The 19,000-nt window shown below is 71.5% G+C and carries 15 protein-coding genes; 8 read left to right on the forward strand and 7 right to left on the reverse strand.

Translation table 11 applies throughout. The features are described 5' to 3' along the window. Positions 1-11: 11 nt before the first annotated feature. From ACFQ6N_RS04855 to ACFQ6N_RS04880, 6 genes are all read right to left on the reverse strand, one after another. A complete protein-coding gene (locus ACFQ6N_RS04855; RefSeq protein ID WP_380646897.1) occupies positions 12-1,070 on the reverse strand; it encodes an SIS domain-containing protein in 1,059 nt (352 codons plus the stop codon). A gap of 284 nt (positions 1,071-1,354) precedes the next feature. Next, positions 1,355-2,635 (reverse strand): extracellular solute-binding protein, encoded by a 1,281-nt coding sequence (locus ACFQ6N_RS04860; RefSeq protein WP_380647126.1) that lies wholly within the window; start codon positions 2,633-2,635, stop codon positions 1,355-1,357. Between the two features lie 457 nt (positions 2,636-3,092). Continuing rightward, entirely contained in the window at positions 3,093-4,646 is a 1,554-nt protein-coding gene (locus ACFQ6N_RS04865) for a glycoside hydrolase family 3 protein (protein WP_380646898.1), read from the reverse strand. 6 nt (positions 4,647-4,652) lie between these two features. Then, positions 4,653-5,480, reverse strand: a complete 828-nt coding sequence (locus ACFQ6N_RS04870) for a carbohydrate ABC transporter permease (protein WP_380646899.1) — start codon at positions 5,478-5,480, stop codon at positions 4,653-4,655. Further along, on the reverse strand, positions 5,477-6,505 hold the full coding sequence (locus ACFQ6N_RS04875; RefSeq protein ID WP_380646901.1) for a carbohydrate ABC transporter permease: 1,029 nt from the start codon (positions 6,503-6,505) through the stop codon (positions 5,477-5,479). The genes ACFQ6N_RS04870 and ACFQ6N_RS04875 overlap by 4 nt, the downstream gene beginning before the upstream one ends. Positions 6,506-6,595: 90 nt before the next feature. Continuing rightward, positions 6,596-7,885 (reverse strand): extracellular solute-binding protein, encoded by a 1,290-nt coding sequence (locus ACFQ6N_RS04880; RefSeq protein WP_380646902.1) that lies wholly within the window; start codon positions 7,883-7,885, stop codon positions 6,596-6,598. Between the two features lie 337 nt (positions 7,886-8,222). On the opposite strand from ACFQ6N_RS04880, the gene ACFQ6N_RS04885 reads away from it, so the two are divergent. From ACFQ6N_RS04885 to ACFQ6N_RS04900, 4 genes are all read left to right on the forward strand, one after another. Then, positions 8,223-9,014: a GntR family transcriptional regulator gene (locus ACFQ6N_RS04885; RefSeq protein WP_380646903.1), complete on the forward strand. Its 792-nt coding sequence runs from the start codon at positions 8,223-8,225 to the stop codon at positions 9,012-9,014. A 299-nt stretch (positions 9,015-9,313) separates the two neighbouring features. Then, on the forward strand, positions 9,314-9,577 hold the full coding sequence (locus tag ACFQ6N_RS04890) for a DUF3311 domain-containing protein (RefSeq protein ID WP_380646905.1): 264 nt from the start codon (positions 9,314-9,316) through the stop codon (positions 9,575-9,577). Next, on the forward strand, positions 9,574-11,184 hold the full coding sequence (gene mctP / locus ACFQ6N_RS04895; RefSeq protein ID WP_380646906.1) for a monocarboxylate uptake permease MctP: 1,611 nt from the start codon (positions 9,574-9,576) through the stop codon (positions 11,182-11,184). Before ACFQ6N_RS04890 ends, mctP begins: the two co-directional genes overlap by 4 nt. A gap of 154 nt (positions 11,185-11,338) precedes the next feature. Then, positions 11,339-12,148, forward strand: a complete 810-nt coding sequence (locus ACFQ6N_RS04900) for a histidine phosphatase family protein (protein ID WP_380646908.1) — start codon at positions 11,339-11,341, stop codon at positions 12,146-12,148. A gap of 7 nt (positions 12,149-12,155) precedes the next feature. On the opposite strand, the gene ACFQ6N_RS04905 is transcribed toward ACFQ6N_RS04900, so the two are convergent. Further along, positions 12,156-13,277, reverse strand: a complete 1,122-nt coding sequence (locus tag ACFQ6N_RS04905) for a helix-turn-helix domain-containing protein (RefSeq protein ID WP_380646910.1) — start codon at positions 13,275-13,277, stop codon at positions 12,156-12,158. A 365-nt stretch (positions 13,278-13,642) separates the two neighbouring features. On the opposite strand from ACFQ6N_RS04905, the gene ACFQ6N_RS04910 reads away from it, so the two are divergent. The 4 genes from ACFQ6N_RS04910 to ACFQ6N_RS04925 all read left to right on the forward strand — a co-directional run bounded on the left by ACFQ6N_RS04910 (position 13,643) and on the right by ACFQ6N_RS04925 (position 18,984). Continuing rightward, positions 13,643-14,137, forward strand: a complete 495-nt coding sequence (locus ACFQ6N_RS04910) for a GNAT family N-acetyltransferase (RefSeq protein ID WP_380646911.1) — start codon at positions 13,643-13,645, stop codon at positions 14,135-14,137. Between the two features lie 74 nt (positions 14,138-14,211). Continuing rightward, the gene (locus ACFQ6N_RS04915; protein ID WP_380646913.1) at positions 14,212-15,303 is read left to right on the forward strand and encodes a DUF2510 domain-containing protein; all 1,092 of its coding nucleotides are present in this window, start codon (positions 14,212-14,214) and stop codon (positions 15,301-15,303) included. 271 nt (positions 15,304-15,574) lie between these two features. After that, positions 15,575-17,656, forward strand: coding sequence for a glycosyltransferase family 2 protein (locus ACFQ6N_RS04920; RefSeq protein WP_380646914.1), 2,082 nt, complete (start codon positions 15,575-15,577; stop codon positions 17,654-17,656). Beyond that, a complete protein-coding gene (locus ACFQ6N_RS04925; RefSeq protein ID WP_380646915.1) occupies positions 17,656-18,984 on the forward strand; it encodes a glycoside hydrolase family 26 protein in 1,329 nt (442 codons plus the stop codon). The genes ACFQ6N_RS04920 and ACFQ6N_RS04925 overlap by 1 nt, the downstream gene beginning before the upstream one ends. Positions 18,985-19,000: the final 16 nt, after the last annotated feature.

The following is a 19,000-nucleotide window of genomic DNA, read 5'->3' on the forward strand; positions in this document are numbered from 1 at the left end:
AGCTGCCCGGACTACCGGGTCTCGGTGACCTTGGCCAGGGCGCGCGGGGCGTCCGGGTCCTGGCCGCGGGCGATGGTGACCTCGTACGCGAGCAGCTGCAGCGGCAGGATCTCCAGGATCGGCTGCACCTCCTCCGGCACGCCGGGCGGCAGCGCGAAGCCCGCCGAGGCGGCGTCCACCTGCGCCTGCTGGCCGACCACCATCAGGTCCGCGCCGCGCCCGCGCAGGCGGTCCAGCACCGGCTGCAGGGCCTCGCCGCCCTTGCCGTCCGGGACGATCGCGATGACCGGCGAGACGTTGTCCACCATCGCCAGCGGGCCGTGCAGCAGGTCCGCGCCGGAGAACGGGCTGGCCGGGATGTAGGTGGTCTCCATCAGCTTCAGCGCCGCCTCGCGGGCGGTCGGGTAGCCGTAGCCGCGCGAGGTGATCACCAGGCGCTGGGCGAAGCGGTAGCGCTCGGCCAGCGCCTTCACCTCGGCCTGCCGGGCCAGCACCCCGGCGGCCAGGGCCGGCAGCTCCTTGGCGGCCGAGTAGTCGCCGCCCCGCAGGCCCTCGACCAGCAGGTAGAGCGCCAGCAGTTCGGCCGTGTAGGTCTTGGTGGCGGGCAGTGCCTTCTCCGGGCCGGCCAGCACGTCGATGTGGAACTCGGAGACCTCGGCCAGCGGCGAGGCGGCGTTGTTGGTGACCGCGAGGGTGACGGCGCCGGCCTCCCGGGCGGCCTTGGTGGAGGCCACCAGGTCCGGCGAGCCGCCGGACTGGCTGACGGTGACGACCAGGACGTCGGTGAGGTCCGGCTTGGCGCCGTAGGCGGTGGTGGTGGACATCGAGGTCAGGCCGGCCGGCTTGCCGAGCAGGATCTCGATCAGGTACTTGGCGTAGAGCGCGGCGTTGTCGGACGTACCGCGCGCGGTGAGCAGGACGAAACGAGGGTTGCGGGCGGCGATCTCGGCCGCGATCTCGCGGATCTTCGGGGCGCCCTCGTCGAGGATGCGCTGGAGGACGGCCGGCTGCTCGGCCATCTCCGCCGCCATGATCCGGCCGGGGACCGAAGCCGTCTGCGGGTCGGACATCTGGTCTGCCTCCGATGAGATGGTTCGACCCCGCCCGGGCGGCTGCCCGACGGGGACCTCTACGGCGGCGAGTCCGCACACTCGCTGCGGTTCTTCGTGCGCGGCAATCCTACGGGCGCGACTGCTCCGGAGCACCCCCGGAAACCCGGCCGCACGCCCCCTGGACGCTCCACGCGCCCCGGCGCTTGGCAGCCGCGCGCACGCCGAACGCGGGTCGCACGCACGCCGAACGCGGGCCGGACGCCCCTCCCGGCGGTGGGAGGGGCGTCCGGCGGCGGCGCGGGTCAGGACGCCTTGTTGATCAGCTGGTCGATCGCGGCGTCGGCCTCCTTGGTGGCCTGGTCCACGGACTTGCCCTTGAGGATCGCGGTCAGCATGTCGGGGATGATCTTCTGCTTCTCGACCGCGCCCCAGCCGGGGGCCAGCGGGGTGAACCAGGCGTCCGGGACGGCGTTGGCCGCGGCGGCCGTGGTCGGCTTGTTCTTGAGCGGGTTCAGCTGGGTGAGGTTGTTCGGCAGGATGTCCTTGTCGGCCAGCGCCTGCTCGGACTTGGTGCTGGTGAACATCCGGACCCAGTCGGTCGCCAGCGCCACCGACGGGGACTTGGCGGTGACGGCGAGGTCGGAGCCGCCGATGAAGGTCGGCAGCGGCTTGCCGTCCGGGCCGGGCATGGTGGCGACCTTGACGGCGTCCTTGATGCCCGGGTCGCCGGTCACCGGCGCGGTGACGCTGGCCGCCTCGTAGCCGTTGCCGTAGAAGGACGCGGCGTGCCCGCGGGCCATCGACTCGAACTGGTTCTGCTCGTTCACCGTCAGGTCGCCCTTGTTGTACTTGCGCACCAGGTCGACGAAGTGGCTGATGCCCTCCTGGGACTTGGGGTCGTGCAGGGTGCCGTGCCAGTTGCCGGCGCTGTCGAACTTGGCGATGCTGCCGCCGGCCGCGGCGACGTAGCTCATCGCGGCGTACCAGTACGGGCCGGGCAGGTAGAGCGGGGAGAAGGTCTTGTCGGCCTTGTTCTTGTCCGCGATCTTGTCCAGGGCGGCCAGCAGCTCGGTCTCGGTCTTCGGGAACTCGGCGCTGCCGGTGGCCTGCTGGAAGGTCGCGGAGTTGTAGATGGCGACCCGGGAGCCGGCGTAGTAGGGCACGCACCAGAGCTTGTCCTGGTAGGTGCAGGTGTTGGCGAGCGCCTTGATCCAGCTGTCGGAGTTGTCGAAGGTGGTCCGGTCCACCGGGGCCAGCGCGCCGGACAGCACGTACTTCATGGTCTCGGTGTTGCCCAGCTCGACCACGTCGGGGGCGGTGCCCTCGGCGATGGCCTTGTCCAGCTTGCCGACCTTGTCCGCCCAACCCTGGTAGGCGAGCTTGAGGGTGACGTTGGGGTACTTCGCCGCGAACTCGTCGTTGACCCGCTGCACCAGGTCCGGCCAGTTCTTCTGGGCGTCGTCCATCAGCCAGACGGTGACGGTCCCGCCGGCCGCCTTCGGGTCGACGGAGCCGGCGGCCTTCCCGTCGCCGGCCGGTGAGCCGGACGAGGAACAGGCCGTCAGGCCCACCGCCAGTGCCATGATCCCGAGCGTCGAAACGAGCTGACGCTTCTTCACGCCGTCCTCCGAGGGTGTTTTAGAGCCGTGATGCCCGCCGGGAGCGTGATTGGCGCCCGCAGCGGAGAGTCCGGACAGGGGGCGGCGAAGAGCTTCGGGGTGGGCCGATACCACATCCGGCGAGGTTGAAACTCGAACCGGATGACTGGACTCTGGCCTAGACCACAGGTGGTGTCAACGGCCAAAAGCCTTTGTCGCCACGGCCGTTGCAGAGCTGTTGTACCCCGTGGCGATCAGTCGCCGCCCCGTCACCGTAAGTAGAACTTAAGGTGGATTTAAGGCTCACTTGAGGGAACACGGTCACCCGGCGAATCCGCAGGTCAACACGGGGGAAACGGAACGGGCCCGCCATGCGACATGCGCATGACGGGCCCGTCGGCCGACGTCACCGGACACGGCCGGTGACGGTCTCCGGGTCGGTTCAGCCGACCGCTCCCGGCTGCCCGGTGAGCACCTCGACGGCCGCCAGCCCGCAGACCCGGGCGGCACCGTGGGTGGCGATGTAGAGCGCGCCGACCGGCTCGGACTGCGGCAGGCCCATCTCGACCACCGCGGCGTCCGGGCGGGCCGCCACCAGGCGGCCCAGCGCGGCGGACATCCACGGGTAGCGGTGCGCGTCCCGGACCACCAGCACCAGGCGGCGGCCCTCGGCGCCGGCCAGCAGCCCGTCGACCAGGCCGTCCAGCAGCTCCGGCGAGGCCTCGGCCGCCGACACCTCGCGGGTGCGGGTGCCGGGGAAGCGGTCGGCCAGCATGGCGGCCACGCCCCACGGGGTGACGTCGCCGACGGCGATGTTCGGCTCGTCCGAGAACGAGGCCACGAACGGGCGCTCGCTCACCGGGGGCGACACCAGACCCGGCGCCCGGACCACCTTGAGCGCCCGGCGGGCGGCCCGCAGGCCCACCGCCAGGTCCGGCTCCGGCCGCTCGCCCTGGGCCGAGATCCGGCCCCAGCTGCCCAGCGCCCGGACCCGCGCGGCGGCGTCCGCCAGCCGGTCCTCGCCGAGCCGGCCGGCCCGCACGCCCGCCACGATGGCGTCGCGCAGCATCAGCACGGTCTCCTCGTCGGCCAGCCCGCCGCCGACGCAGATCGCGTCCGCGCCGGCCGCCAGGGCCAGCACGGTGCCCTCGCCCATCCCGAAGGTGTCGGCGATGGCGCCCATCTCGATCGCGTCGCTGACGATCAGGCCCTGGTAGCCGAGGCCGCCGTCGGCCGGGGCGGCGCGCAGCAGGTCGCGCAGCACGCTCGGGCTCAGGGTGGCCGGCAGCTTCGGGTCCAGCGCCGGGATCATGATGTGGGCGGTCATCACGGCCTTGGTGCCGGCCGCGATCGCCGCCTGGAACGGGATCAGGTCGCGGGCCCGCAGCACGTCCAGGTCCACGTCGATGACCGGCAGTCCGTGGTGCGAGTCCACCGCGGTGTCGCCGTGGCCGGGGAAGTGCTTGGAGCAGGCGGCCACGCCGGCCGACTGGAGGCCCTCGACCCAGGCGGCGGTGTGCCGGGCGCACAGCTCGGGGTCGGCGCCGAAGGAGCGGACGCCGATGACCGGGTTGCGCGGGTTGGAGTTGACGTCCGCGGTGGGCGCCCAGTTGTAGTTGACGCCGGCCGCGGCCAGCGCCCGGCCGAGCTCGCGGGCGACGTCCCGGGTCAGCCCCGGGTCGTCGATCGCGCCGAGCGCGAGGTTGCCGGGCCAGGACGAGCCGGAGCCCGCCTCCAGCCGGGTGACGTCGCCGCTCTCCTCGTCGATCGCGATGAGCAGGTCGGGGTTCTCGGCGCGCAGCGCCCGGGTGAGCGCGGCGAGCTGGTCGAGGTCGGCCACGTTGCGGTCGAACAGCGCGACCGAGCCGAGCCCGGCGGCGAGGTGGCGCAGCAGCCACTGCGGCGGCTCGGTGCCGACGAAGCCGGGCTGCAGGACGGTCAGGGCGTCGCGGTGCAGCTGGTCGCTGTCCGGCACGGTGGGTACGAGGATGCTCACGGTGGCTCAGCCCTTCACGGCGCCGTCGGTCAGACCGCCGACCGCCTTGCGCTGCAGGAAGATGAACAGGATCAGCACGGGGATGGCGAACATCGTCGACGCGGCCATCGTGGCGCCCCAGTCGTTGCCGAAGGCGGTCTTGAAGGACGACAGCCACAGCGGGAGGGTCTTGCCCTCGTCCTTGTTGACGATCAGGACGAGCGGGAACTCGTTCCACGCCGTGATGAAGCCGAACAGCGAGGTCGACATCAGACCGGGGGCCAGCAGCGGGAAGATCACCTTCACGAAGGCCTGCGAGCGGGTGCAGCCGTCCACCATGGCCGACTCCTCCAGCTCCTTCGGCACCGCGGCGATGAAGCCGCGCAGCGTCCAGATGGTGAAGGGGAGGACCATCATCATGTAGAAGAGCGTCAGCGGCAGCAGGCTGTTCAGCATGCCGTTGTCGCGGGAGATCATGTAGACCGCGATGGTCATGACCTCCCAGGGCGCCATCTGCGCCATCATGATGACCAGCACGAAGGCCTTGCGGCCGCGGAACTTCATCCGGGCGATGGCGAAGGACGCCAGGGTCGCGATCACCAGGGAGATCAGCACCGCGCCGACGGTGACGACCACGCTGTTGGTGACGTACGTCCAGAAGTTCTCCGCGTTGACCGCGGTGGTGAAGTGCTGGAGGGTCCCGTCGAACGGGATGAAGACCGGCGTCTTGCTGATGATGTCGCGGTCCTGCTTGAAGGACGTGGCGATCATCCAGTAGACGGGGAAGATGAAGAAGACGATGAGGACGACCGCGATCACGTTCGGCCAGGTACGTCCGAAGAGAGAGCGCCTCACAGCTCGTCCTCCTGCTTGATCATGATGCGGAAGTAGTACGCCATCAGCGCGCCCAGCATCAGGATGGTGAGCACCGCGATCGCGGCGCCGACGCCGTAGTGCTGCCCGCCCGAGCCCTCCAGGAAGGCGTGCACGGGGAGCGTCCGGGTGAGCTTCTCGGGGCCGCCGCCGTTGATCGCGTAGACCTGGGTGAAGGACTTGAAGACCCAGATCACTTCGAGGAAGGTCGTGGCCAGGAAGAACGGCTTCAGGTTGGGGAAGATCACCAGGCTGAAGATCTTGTAGGAGCCGGCGCCGTCCATCCGGGCGGCCTCGTACAGCTCCTTCGGGATGGTCGTCAGCGCGGCGTACATGTTGAACGCCACGAAGGGGATCGACATCCAGACGATCAGCAGGATGACGACGAAGAACGTGGAGTACTCGTCGCTCATCCAGTTGTAGTTGGCCATCGAGTGCCAACCGAGCTGGTCCAGGAACCAGTTGACGACGCCCCACTGCTCGTCGAACAGCCAGGTGTAGACGGTGGTCGCGGCGACCACGGGCATCGCCCAGGCCATCAGCAGCGCGACCGAGAGCGCCAGGCGCATCCGCTTGCCGAGCTGGTTGAGCAGCAGGCCGATCAGGGTGCCGCCGACCATGATCAGCACCACGTTGATCAGGGTGAAGGCGACGGTGCGCCCGGTGACCGCCCAGAACTCGGGGTCGCCCAACTGCTCCTTGTAGTTGTCGAACCCGGTCCACTCGGTGAGGTGCATGACCAGCTGGCGCCGGTTCAGGTTCTGGAACGACAGCAGCACGGTCTTCAGCAGCGGCCAGCCCAGCAGGGCGAGCGTCGCCACGGTGGCCGGCAGCAGCAGCAGGTACGGGGCAAGGCGGGCGCCCAGGCCTGGGCCTCCCGCGGATCTGGTGCGCTTCGGCGCGTCGCCCTTGGCTCCGCCGCCCGCGGCACTCGTCTCAATACTGGCCACAACAGCCTTCCCTGACTCCGGGGACTGTGTCTGCACCCGCTCCGAATGCACAGCCATCGTTCTCACATCCTCACAACCCGGCCACGACGGACAGGCGCCGCTCACCGACCCCCCGCCGGGGGCCGGTGAGCGACGCCGCTCAGTGCTTTACTGCTTCTCGTTGAGGCGCTTCGCGATCTCGTCGTCGTACTTCTTGGCGGTGGAGGCGTAGTCGCCGCCCTGGAGGACCGCGGTCAGGAAGTCCTTGATCGGGTTCGGCTTGTTCTCGACGCTGGCCCAGTTCGGGGTGTTCGGGGTGATGCCGCCGACGGCCGCGGCGAGCTGGGCCGCCTTGGCGAAGTCACCGGTGATCTGGCTGTTCAGCGCGGCCTTGTTCGGGATGTTGCCGGCCGCGGCGACCAGGCCCTCGTTCTTGTCGTTGAGGGCGATCTTCAGGAAGTCCTTCGCCATGTCGGTGTTCTTGCTCTGCGCGGCGACGGCGAGGTTCGAGCCACCGAGGAACACACCGGAGGGCTTGTCGGCGGTCTTGCCCGGGATCGGGAAGAAGCCGATCTTGTCCTTCGGCATGTCCTTCTCGGCCGGCAGCTCCCAGCCGAGGCCGATCATGGTGCCGACGTTGCCCTTGGCGAAGACGTCCTTCTGCTGCGGGGTGGCCTCGTCCTTGTCCTTCGGACCGGTGACCGAGTAGCCCTGGAGCTTCTGGTAGGTGTCGAAGGCCTTCTTCGCCTCGGGCGAGGACAGGCCGCCGACCCACTTGTCGCCGTCCTTCTTGGCGATCTTGCCACCCTCACCGGTGAGCAGGCCGAAGTAGGTGTACCACTCCTGACCCGGCAGGTAGATCGGGTCGGCGACGCCCTCGGTGGCCTTGAGCTTCTCGAGGTCGGTGTAGAACTCGTCCAGGGTCTTCGGCGCGTCGGTCAGACCGGCCTTGGCCCACAGGTCCTTGTTGTAGGCGACCACGCGGTTGGAGACCCACCACGGAGCGGCGTACTGCTTGCCGTCCAGGATCGCGGCCTCGTTCTGGTTGGCCGCCCAGCTGTCGCCGCCCAGGGCGGACTTGTCCTTGGTGATGTCGAGCAGGCCGCCCGAGGCCGCGTAGCCGGCGGTCTGGGTGTTGCCGACCTCCAGGACGTCGACCGAGCCCTCGGACAGGGCGGCGGTGATCTTCGGACCGATGTCGGTCCACTCCTGGGTCTGGAAGTCGACCTTCGAGCCCGGGTAGGTGGTCTCGAACTCGGTCTTGACCGAGTCGGTCCAGCCCTTCGGGGCCGAGCCGGACATCGTCCACACCTTGAGCGTCTTGCCCTTGTACTTGTCGGCCGACGAAGCGGACGTCGACTTCGAGTCGCCGTCGTTCTTCTTGCCGTCCGAGCTACAAGCCGCCAGGCCGACGACCATTGCTGCGACGCCGACCGCCGCGATGAGCTGACGCTTCACGCCATCCTCCTGAGGGATGCCTGGGTTACCCCCGTCGGGCGGCAGCGGCATACCCACACAAAGCGGGGGGAATGGTGCCGCGGACCCCTTCGAGCGGGTGGGGGGATTCGTAGTAACCGGCCTAGTGGTGTAGACCAGATGCCTGGAGCTTGGCCTAGACCAATGGGCCTGTCAACGGCTGTTCGACCGATCTCCACCACCCGTTATCAAGCCGACACCGCACATCGTTCATCGCGTGATGAGGTATTCGTTCCGTAGCCATACATGCAACGATGTGACCCGTTAACGAAGTGGCGGGGCTTGTGAAGGCCCCGCGAGAAGCGGGAGAACAGGTCCGATGAGCAGCGACGGGGGAACCACCGCCCAGGCCGACGACCCCGAGGTGAAGAACCTCCCGACGCAGGCCGGCACCGACCCGACCGCGCGCGTCCCCAAGTACTACGGTCTCAAGCGCCACCTCCTCCAGCTCACCGAGACGCAGCCGGCCGGCACCCCGGTCCCGCCCGAGCGCGCGCTGGCCGCCCAGTTCGACACCTCGCGCACCACCGTCCGCCAGGCCCTCCAGGAGCTGGTCGTCGAAGGCCGGCTGGAGCGCATCCAGGGCAAGGGCACCTTCGTCGCCAAGCCCAAGGTCGCCCAGGCGCTGCAGCTCACCTCCTACACCGAGGACATGCGGGCCCAGGGCCTGGAGCCCGCCTCCCGGCTGATCGAGATCGGCTACATCACCGCCGACGACCGGCTCGCCCCGCTGCTCGACATCAAGCCCGGCGGCCGGGTGCTGCGGATCGAGCGGCTCCGGCTGGCCAACGGCGACCCGATGGCCATCGAGGTCGCCCACCTGTCCGCCAAGCGCTTCCCCGCCCTGCGCCGCAACCTGGCCAAGCACAACTCGCTGTACGCGGCGCTGCGCGAGGTGTACGGGGTCACCGTGGCCGAGGCCGAGGAGACCATCGAGACCACCCTCGCCAACCCGCGCGAGGCCGGCCTGCTCGGCTCCGACCTCGGCCTGCCGATGCTCCAGCTGTCCCGGCACTCCTTCGACGCCGACGGCGACCCGGTCGAGTGGGTCCGCTCCATCTATCGGGGCGACCGCTACAAGTTCATCACCCGGCTGAAGCGCCCGGAGTAGGCGCACTCCCCCACCACGCCACGGGCACCGGCGCGCGCGACCCGCGCACCGGTGCCTTTTGCGTCCCGCAGGGGCGAACATCGGTCGGTTGCGTCCGACTGGCGGGAAGTTCCGCCGTTCCCGGTGACATGGATCACCCCATGCCCTAGATTGCGCAGCCGTACTGACTGCCGATCACCGATGGTGCTGCTCGGCGGGTTCGCGCGGCGCGAGGCGCCGCCCGGGCTGCGGCGCCGACGGGGAGAACCCTCCGAGCGGAGCCGAAGATGCCGTCTGATCCCGATGCCCACGAAGCTGTCATGCCCGAGCCAGCCGGGGCCCCCGTCCCGGCGGTGACCCCCGAGCGGGTGCTGGCCGGCCTCGCCCTGCTGGTGCCGATCGTCGCGATGCTGTGGGTGTCCTCGTACGACAAGACCGACCCGGCGGCGGCCGGGATGCCGTTCTTCTACTGGTACCAGCTGCTCTGGGTGCCGGTGTCGGCCGTCTTCACCGTCGCCGCCTACCTGTTGATCAACCGGGACGAGAAGGCCCGCAAGGCGGCCCGGAACGGCGGTGCGCGATGAAGGACGTCAATGTGACGGCCCTCGTGGTCTTCGTCCTGTTCTTCGCCCTGGTCACCGTGATGGGCTTCCTCGCCTCGCGCTGGCGCCGGGCCGGGGACGCCGCGCACCTGGACGAGTGGGGCCTGGGCGGGCGCAGCTTCGGGACCTGGGTGACCTGGTTCCTGCTCGGCGGCGACCTCTACACCGCGTACACCTTCATCGCCGTCCCGGCGGCGGTGTACGCGACCGGCGCGGCGGGCTTCTTCGCGGTGCCGTACACGATCATCGCCTACCCCCTGGTCTTCCTCTTCCTGCCCCGGCTGTGGTCGGTCTCCCGGGTACACGGCTACGTGACCCCGGCCGACTTCGTGCGCGGCCGGTACGGCTCCCGGCCGCTGTCGCTGGTGATCGCGCTGACCGGGATCCTGGCCACCATGCCGTACATCGCCCTCCAGCTGGTCGGCATCCAGGCGGTGCTGGACGTGCTGGGGGTCGGCGGCGGGCCGAACGCCGGCTGGTTCGTCAAGGACCTGCCGCTGTTCATCGCCTTCGGCGTGCTGGCCGCCTACACCTACTCCTCCGGCCTGCGCGCCCCGGCGCTGATCGCCTTCGTCAAGGACGCCCTGGTCTACATCGTGATCATCGTCGCGGTGATCTACATCCCGATCCGGCTGGGCGGCTTCGGCCACATCTTCGACGACGCCGCGGCCCACTTCCGGGCGGCCAAGGCGGGCTCGCTGACCCTCCCGGACAACAAGCAGTGGGCGTACGCGACGCTGGGGCTCGGCTCGGCGATGGCCCTGTTCATGTACCCGCACTCGGTGACCGGCGTACTGGCCTCCAAGTCGCGCAACACGGTGCGCCGCAACATGGCGATCATGCCCGCGTACTCGCTGATGCTCGGCCTGCTGGCGCTGCTCGGCTTCATGGCGGTCGCGGCGGGCATCGGCACCGGGACGAAGGGGTACAACCCCCAGCTCGCGGTGCCGCAGCTGTTCGCGGCCATGTTCCCGGACTGGTTCACCGGCGTGGCCTTCGCCGCGATCGGGATCGGCGCGCTGGTGCCGGCCGCCATCATGTCCATCGCGGCGGCCAACCTGTTCACCCGCAACGTCTACAAGGAGTGGCTCAAGCCCGCCGCCACCCCCGCCGACGAGACCCGGGTCGCCAAGGCGGTCTCGCTGCTGGTGAAGGTCGGCGCGCTGGTCTTCGTGCTCGGCATGGACCGGCAGGCCGCGATCAACCTCCAGCTGCTGGGCGGCCTGTGGATCCTGCAGACCTTCGTGGCCATCGTCGGCGGCCTGTTCACCCGCTGGTTCCACCACTGGGCACTGTTCGCCGGCTGGGCGGCCGGCATGGCCTACGGCACCTGGAAGGCGTACGGGATCGCCAGCCCGCAGACCAAGCACTTCGGCGGCAGCGCGGCCGAGATCCCCGGCATCGGCGAGATCGGCTACATCGGCCTGACCGCCTTCGTGCTGAACCTGGTCGTCGCGGTGGTGCTCACCCTGGTGCTGCGGGCCCTCAAGGCGCCCGACGGCCCGGACGAGACCAAGCCGTCCGACTACAGCGCCGACGCCGGCGAGGACGAGCCGAAGAACGCGCCGGAGCCCGTAGCAGCGCACTGATTCACGCGGTACGCGCCCTGTGATCGCGCCGCCTTCTCCGTGAACACTGGAGAAGGCGGCGCGATCATATGTATGAACAGGCGTGCACGCCGGGCACCACCAGACCGGACCGGCAACCGGCCGGAACCTGATCGACCACGGGGAGCTCGCTGCCATGGCAGAACTCGGCACCACCCTCAACGGCCAGCACCAGTCCACCCAGCACCAGTCCGCCCAGGGCCCGCACCACCACGTCACCGGCCACCGCCCGGCGACGGCCACCCGGCTGCCGTCCGTGCTGATCGCCACCCGGCACGGCGAGTCCACCGCCAACGTCGAGTTCCAGCTGGCCGAGGCCGCCGGCGCGCTCAGCGTCCCGATCAGCTGCCGTGACGCCGACATCCCGCTGTCGCTGCGCGGGCAGCAGCAGGCCCAGGGCCTCGGCCGCTGGTGGGCCGCCCTGCCCAGCGCCGACCGGCCGCGCAGCGTCTGGTGCTCGCCGTACGTGCGCACCGCCGAGACCGCCCGGATCGCGCTCGCCCAGGCCGCCGGGCTCGGCTCCGTCCCGGTGTCGCTGGCCGTCCGCTACGACGAGCGGCTGCGCGACCGCGAACTCGGCGTCCTGGAGATGCTGCCGAAGGCCGCCATCGAGGCCAAGCACCCGGAGGAGGCGGCCCGGCGGCGCAAGATGGGCGAGCTCTACTACCGCCCGCCCGGCGGCGAGTCCTGGGCCGACGTGGCGCTGCGGGTGCGCAGCCTGCTGCGCGACCTGTGCGAGGAGGAGGCCGGGCGGCCGGTCCTGGTGGTCGCGCACGACTGCACGGTGCTGATGCTCCGCTACGCGCTGGACCGGCTCACCGAGGAGCAGCTCACCGCGCTCGGGCCGGTCCACAACTGCTCCACCAGCCTCTGGCGGGCCCAGGACGGGCGGCTGCGGCCGGACCGCTGGAACAGCGTCGGCCACCTCGCGGCGGAGCCCGGCTGACGGCCGGTCAGCCCATGCCCGGATCGGCGAAGCAGCGCCGGTAGGCCAGCGGCGTGGTGCCCAGCCGGCGGCCGAAGTGGTGCCGCAGGGCGGCCGCGTTGCCGAAGCCGCAGCGGGCGGCGACCGCGTCCACCGGCTCGGTGGTGGACTCCAGCAGCCGCTGGGCGAGCAGCACCCGCTGGCCGACCAGCCAGCGGTGCGGCGTGGTGCCGGTCTCCTGCCGGAAGCGGCGGGCGAAGGTGCGCGGCGACATGTGCGCCCGTACGGCCAACTGCTCGACGGTGGCCTCCTCGTCCAGGTGGTGGCGCATCCAGTCGAGCAGCGGGGCCAGCGAGTCGCCGTCGTCCTCGGGCAGCGGGCGGTTCACGAACTGGGCCTGCCCGCCCTCCCGGTGCGGCGCCACCACCATCCGGCGGGCGATCTCCCGGGCCACCTCGGCCCCCTGCACCTTGCGCACCAGGTGCAGACAGGCGTCGATGCCCGCCGCCGTCCCGGCGGAGGTGATCACCGGGTCGTCGTCCACGTACAGCACGTCCTGCTCGACGGTGGTCAGCGGGAAGCGCGCGGCCAACTCCTCGCCGTGCCGCCAGTGGGTCGCGGCGCGGCGGCCGTCCAGCAGCCCGGCGGCGCCCAGCACGAAGGCGCCGCTGCAGATCGAGAGCACCCGGCCCCCGGCCTCCACCACCCCGCGCAGCGCCGCCAGCAGCGGCTCGGGGTAGCCGTCCCGGATCGTCGCCGCGGTGACCACCACGAGGTCGGCCCCGGCCAGCCGCTCCGGACCGTGCGGGACGTCCAGCGCGAAGCCGGCGTGGGTGGCGTGCGGGCCCGGCCGGGCGCCGGCGATCGCGAAGTCGTAGCCGGGCAGCCCGTCGGCGGTGCGGTCCAGGCCGAAGACCTCGCAGGCCACCCCGAGCTCGAAGGGGTGGACCTCCTCCAGGACCACCGCCACCACGTCCTTCAGCCGGCCCTCGCCGCCGGCCGGTACTTCGTCGCCGCCCGGTGTTCCGTCGCCGCCCGGCACGGCGGCTCCCCCCGGCGTCCCCTCACTCATCGGCATGCCGTCCAGGATGCCCGGCCGGCCGGCCCGGCGGAAGACTCCGGGTGGCAGGATTTCGATGTGATCGGTCATTCCTGCCACTCGTCGGCGCCGCGGCGCCGGGCCAGGGTGGAGGACATGGACAGCGACACCGTCATCGGCGCACTCGCCCTCACCGGAGCCGTCGCCGGCTTCGGACTGCTCGGCCTCCTGATCGGCCGCGAGACCTCCCGCGGCCCGGCGGCCGGCCGCGACAACTACCACCGCCCGGGCGGCTACCCGGCCGACCCCGACCGGCCCGAGCGGCTCCACGGCACCGCTCCCGCCGCCCCGCCGCACCCCCGGGCCGACCCGGTCCGTTCGACCCGCCCGGCCCAGGCCGGCCCGGACCCGCTCCCGGACCCGGTCCGTTCGACCCCGGAGCGTCGCGCCCCGGACGGCTCCGGCACACTGGCGGCATGGACTACCTCATCCGCGCGGCCCTCCCGGAGGACCTCGAAGACGCCGGCCGCATCACCGTCGACTCCTTCGTCGGCGGCGGCTTCACCTCGCCCGCCAGCAGCTACGTCGAGCTCCTGCGCGACACCGAGCGGCGGGCCCGGGAGGCCGAACTCCTGGTCGCGGTCGACCCGGACGCGGGACGGGTCCTCGGCTGCGTGACCTTCGCGGTCGGCGGCACCGAGTGGGCGGACATCGCCACCGAACGCGAGGGCGAGATCCGGATGCTCGCCACCGACCCCGCCGCCCGCGGCCGGGGCGTCGGCGAGGCGCTGGTGCGCGCCTCCCTCTCCCGCAGCCGCGAACTCGGCCTGGCCGGCATGGCGTTCTCCACCCGTCCGGAGATGACCGCCGCCCACCGGGTCTACGAGCGGGTCGGCTTCCGGCGCACCCCCGAACGCGACTGGGCGCCGTACCCGGGGATGGACCTGATGGTCTACACGCTGGCGTTCTGAGCCGGTGTCTGCCGCCGTGCACGCTCGGTGACTTGAAATGACCATCCGATCGGCTCGCTGCTAGGATCCGCCGCATGACGACGGGGAGTGCGCCTAGCGGCTGGTACGAGGACCCTTCGGGGCAGCCCAACACGCTGCGCTGGTGGGATGGTTCGACCTGGACCGACAAGGTTCAGGCCAAGCCGGGAGGTGCCGCGCCCGCGAGCCCCTTCCCGGGCCACGCGGTCCGGGACGCGGCCGCCCCGACGGTCGCCCCCGCGCCGCCGGCCCCGCAGCCCGCTCCCCCGGCGCCGGCCGCGCCGACGATGGCCTCCGTGCCGACCCAGGCCGCCGTCCCGGCTCCGCAGCCCCTGCCGCAGCCCCAGCCCGTGCCGCAGCCCCTGCCCGTCGCGCCGGCGCCCAAGCCGGTCCCCACCTCGGTGGTGTTCGAGACCGTCGAGCCGGACCGCGGCAAGCGCCGGGTGCTGCTGTCGGTCGGCGCCGTGGTGCTGTCGGTCGTCATGGCCGGGGGCGGCTACGTGATCGGCCACAAGACCGCCAAGCCCGGCCCGGTGAAGGCCGACGCGAGCGCGTCGCCGACGGCCTCCGGCGACCCCAAGAGCCCGAACGGCTTCATGGGCACCGCCCTGACCGGCGGCCAGCAGCTCCAGGGCGGGCGGCAGATCACCGGCCAGGACTCGAAGATGAACTTCATGCTGCCGCAGGACTGGCAGGTCCAGGTCGACGCCAAGGCCCCCAACGAGGTGCGCTACGCGGTCAACCCGTACGCCTGCGTCGGCCACGGCAGCGGGGCCTGCACCCGCGGCCTGGTCATCCAGAACCTCCGGGTGTTCAACGGCGGCTGGTCCGACCCGAAGTCCCTGGTACTCGGCATGGGACAGCTGCTCTACAACACCCGCTACGGCTCCGACGCGCCCACTCCGCCGGAGCCGGTGAAGCAGTCGGCCGTCAAGATCCAGGGCCTGGACGGCTACCTGGCGCTGTGGCACGTCCCGATGTCCAGCGGCTCCTCCACGCCGGACGGCTACTGCGGCGTCATGGAGGTCACCCCGGCGGCCGGGGCCACCACCGTGCCGGTGCTCCAGATCTGCCTCGACCAGGCGGCGGAGGCCCCGTCGCTGGCTCTGATGGACCAGATCGCGAACTCCGTCAAGATCACTCCCTGACGCCGGTCCGCCGGCGGGCCCGCCCACCCGCGGGCCCGCCGCTCAGGGGTGCCCGCGGGGCGCCCGGCCCGGCCGGGCGCCGACCCCGGACCGAGACCGGCCGACCACGGCCCGTATGCTGACCGTTCGAACGACCATCAGCCAAGCCCATGAAGGACGCCGACACGCCGCGCCGCCGTCGACCCGACGGCCGGGGCCCGGCGCCGACGGGCGTGACAGAGCAGGGAACCAGCGCTTCGACACCACGGAGCAGCTGTACGGGGGTTGACTGGTGGATTCCACCGAAGAACAGACCGCGCAGCGGAGCACCCGGGGACGCGGACGCCACGGACGCGTCCTCCCCAGGGCCCGGCACGAACGGCGCATCGTCCGCCGCGGCCTGCGCAACTCGGCGGCCCAGCGCGCCTACATCGCCTGTTCCGCGACCGCCGGTCCGCTGACCCCAGGCCAGGACGGCGACCCCGTCCGCTACCGCTCGGTCTCCTCACGCGGCGTCACCTTCGTGACGACCCTCCTGGTCGCCGTCAACGCCCTCGCCGGCCTCGCGTTCGTCGGCTGGCTGCTCCTTCCCGAGCACATTCCCGGTTCCGGCGTGGGCTGGTCCCCGGACTGGCGGATCAACGTCGCGCGTATCTGCTTCTGTGCGGTAATCACGGTCGAAGTGGTCCGGTTGGTTCAGAACCTCGCCGTCTGGGTTTTCGCGTTCCGCGCCAAGGACCCGATCCCGGTCACCCCGCCACCCGGCCTGCGGGTCGCCGTGCTCACCACGATCGTGCCCTCCAAGGAGCCGATCGAGATCGTCGAGCGCACCCTCGCCGCGATGCTGCGGATCGAGTACGACGGGCCGGTCGACGTCTGGATCCTCGACGAGGGCGACGACGACCGGGTCAAGGAGATGGCCGCCCGGCTCGGCGTCCACCACTTCAGCCGCAAGGGACGCCCCGAGTACAACCAGGCCGAGGGCGAGTTCCGGGCCAGGACCAAGTCCGGCAACCACAACTCCTGGCGCGCCGAGCACGAGCACGGCTACGACGTGGTGGCCCAGATGGACCCGGACCACGTCCCGCTGCCCTGCTTCCTGGAACGCACCCTCGGCTACTTCCGCGACCCCGACGTCGCCTTCGTCGTCGCCCCCCAGGTGTACGGCAACATGTACGACAACTGGGTCGCCCACGGGGCCTCCGTCCAGCAGTACCTGTTCTCCGGACTCGTCGAGCGCGGCGGCAACGGCATGGACGCGCCGCTGCTGATCGGCACCAACCACCTGTACCGGCCCACCGCCTGGCAGCAGATCGGCGGGTACCAGGACTCGATCATCGAGGACCACCTCACCAGCATGCGGGTCCAGGCCTCCGCCAACCCGGAGACCGGCCACCGCTGGAAGGGCGTCTACACCCCCGACGTCCTCGCCGTCGGCGAGGGCCCGACCTCCTGGACCGACTACTTCAACCAGCAGAAGCGCTGGGCGTACGGCATCTGGGAGATCCTGCTCAAGAGCCGGCTGCGCTCGGGCATCAAGCTGCGGCTGCGCCAGCGGGTGCTCTACGGCCTGGTCCAGTTCTACTACCCGAGCGTGGCGGTCAACACCGTCCTCGGCAGCCTCGCCACCTCCGTCTACCTGGCCCTCGGCATCACCTCCATCCACCTCAACAGCACCCACTGGATGGCCCTGTGGGGCGCCGGCATGGGCAGCTGGCTGGTGCTGTGGCTCTGGCTGCGCCGGTTCAACCTGGCCGCGCACGAGCGGCGCGAGATCGGCATGGCCGGCATGGGGCTGGCCCTGTTCGCCGGCCCGGTCTACGTGGCCGCCGCGATCGCGGCGCTGCTGCGCCGTCCGCTCGCCTACGCCGTCACCGCCAAGGGCGACCTGCGCAGCGCCGAGTCGCTGTCGACGTTCCGGCTGCACCTGCTGTGGGCGGCCGTCGCGGGCGGGCTGCTCGGCGCCAGCTTCACGCTGCACCACGACATCTGGATCCTGCGGTTCTGGGCCGGGGTCAGCCTGTTCACCGGGCTCGCGCCGCTGGTGATCTCCTTCGTCGGCTCCCGCCGCGAGGCCCGGGCCCAGCGCGCCGCCGCGGCCAGGGCGGGCGGCTCGGCCGACGCCGCACCCGCCACCGCCTCCGCCGCACCGGGCACGGCCGCGTCCCTGCCCGCCCAGCGGACCGAGCCGTCGCACCCCGAGCCGCCGCACGCCGACCGGCAGCACCCCGACCGGCAGCACCCCGAACCGTCGCACGCCGACCGGCAGCACGCCGGCCCCCCGCCCGCCACGCGGGACGCCGAGGAGGACGGCTTCGAGGAGCTGCTGGAGCCGGCCCGGGCCGGCGGCCGGGCCGAGCGGAGGGCCCGCTGATGCTGAGGATCACCATCCCCCGGATCGCCGCCCTGGTCGCCCTGGCCCTGATGGTCGGGTACACCTTCGTGCTCGCGCCCCGGCTCTCCCGCAACCACGACCAGGACCCGTACAGCTTCGCCGGCGCGGCACCGACCGCCATGCCGGGCTGGCTGACCAGCGCCCTGTCCGCGTCGCCGAGCGCCACCCCGGACACCCCCGCGACCCCGCCCTCTCCGGGCGTGACCACGACCCCGGCCCCGACGCCCACCGCGCCGCCCCAGCCGCCGCAGTTCCCGCCGGCCGGCGGCGCGTTCACCGGCATCATGACCAAGTCCGGCCCGTACGACCTCGGCCCGCTCGACGAGTTCACCGCCGCCGTCAAGCACCAGCCGAGCGTGCTGGAGTTCTCGGCCGGCTGGTGGGACCGCAAGTTCGACCGCCGGGTCTTCGACACGGTCGCCGAGCGCGGCATCATGCCGATGGTCGCCTGGGAGCCCTGGGACTACCGCAAGGAGGCGAAGGAGGACAAGCTCCGCGGCGAGCAGCCCGAGTACGCCCTCTCCCGCATCATCGACGGCAAGTTCGACGACTACATCAGGACCTGGGCCGAGGGCGTCAAGGGCCTCGGCTACCCCGTCGCGCTGCGCTTCGCCCACGAGATGAACGGCTACTGGTACCCGTGGGCCGAGCAGGCCAACGGCAACCGCAAGGGCCAGTACGTCCAGGCCTGGAAGCACGTCCACGACATCTTCAAGGAGGTCGGCGCCACCCGGGTCGCCTGGGTGTGGAGCCCCAACGTCGACTACGAGAACGCCACCGGCCTGGGCAGCCTCTACCCCGGTGACGACTACGTCGACTGGGTCGGCCTGTCCGGCTACTACGGCACCACCGGCGTCGAGAAGTACAAGTCGTTCGACCAGATCTTCCAGCCGACCATCGAGCAGGTCCGGGCGTTCACCCACAAGCCCGTGGTGATCACCGAGACCGGGGCCACCGACACCTCGGGGCTCAAGGCGCAGTGGATCACCGAGATGTTCTCGCAGCTCCCCCAGCACCCCGACATCATCGGCGTGATCTGGTACGAGTCGCGCAAGGAGGTGGACTGGCGGGTCGCCGCGTCCGGCGCCGCGTCCGAGGCGTTCGCCGCCGGGGTCGCCGCGCCGCGCTACAACACGCCGTGGACGGTCCGCTCCGAGCCCGCCCTGGCCGTCGCCGCGCCGCCGGCCCCGGTGCCCGATCCCCCGGCCACCCCCACCACGCCGCCCTCCACCCCGGCCAAGCCCCCCGCCAAGAAGCCGACCTCGACCACGACCCGGCCCCGGTCGGGCTCGACCCCCGCCGGGTGAGCGCGCCACCGCCCCG

The sequence above is a fragment of the Kitasatospora sp. NPDC056446 genome (assembly GCF_042796115.1).
Taxonomy (GTDB): Bacteria; Actinomycetota; Actinomycetes; order Streptomycetales; family Streptomycetaceae; genus Kitasatospora.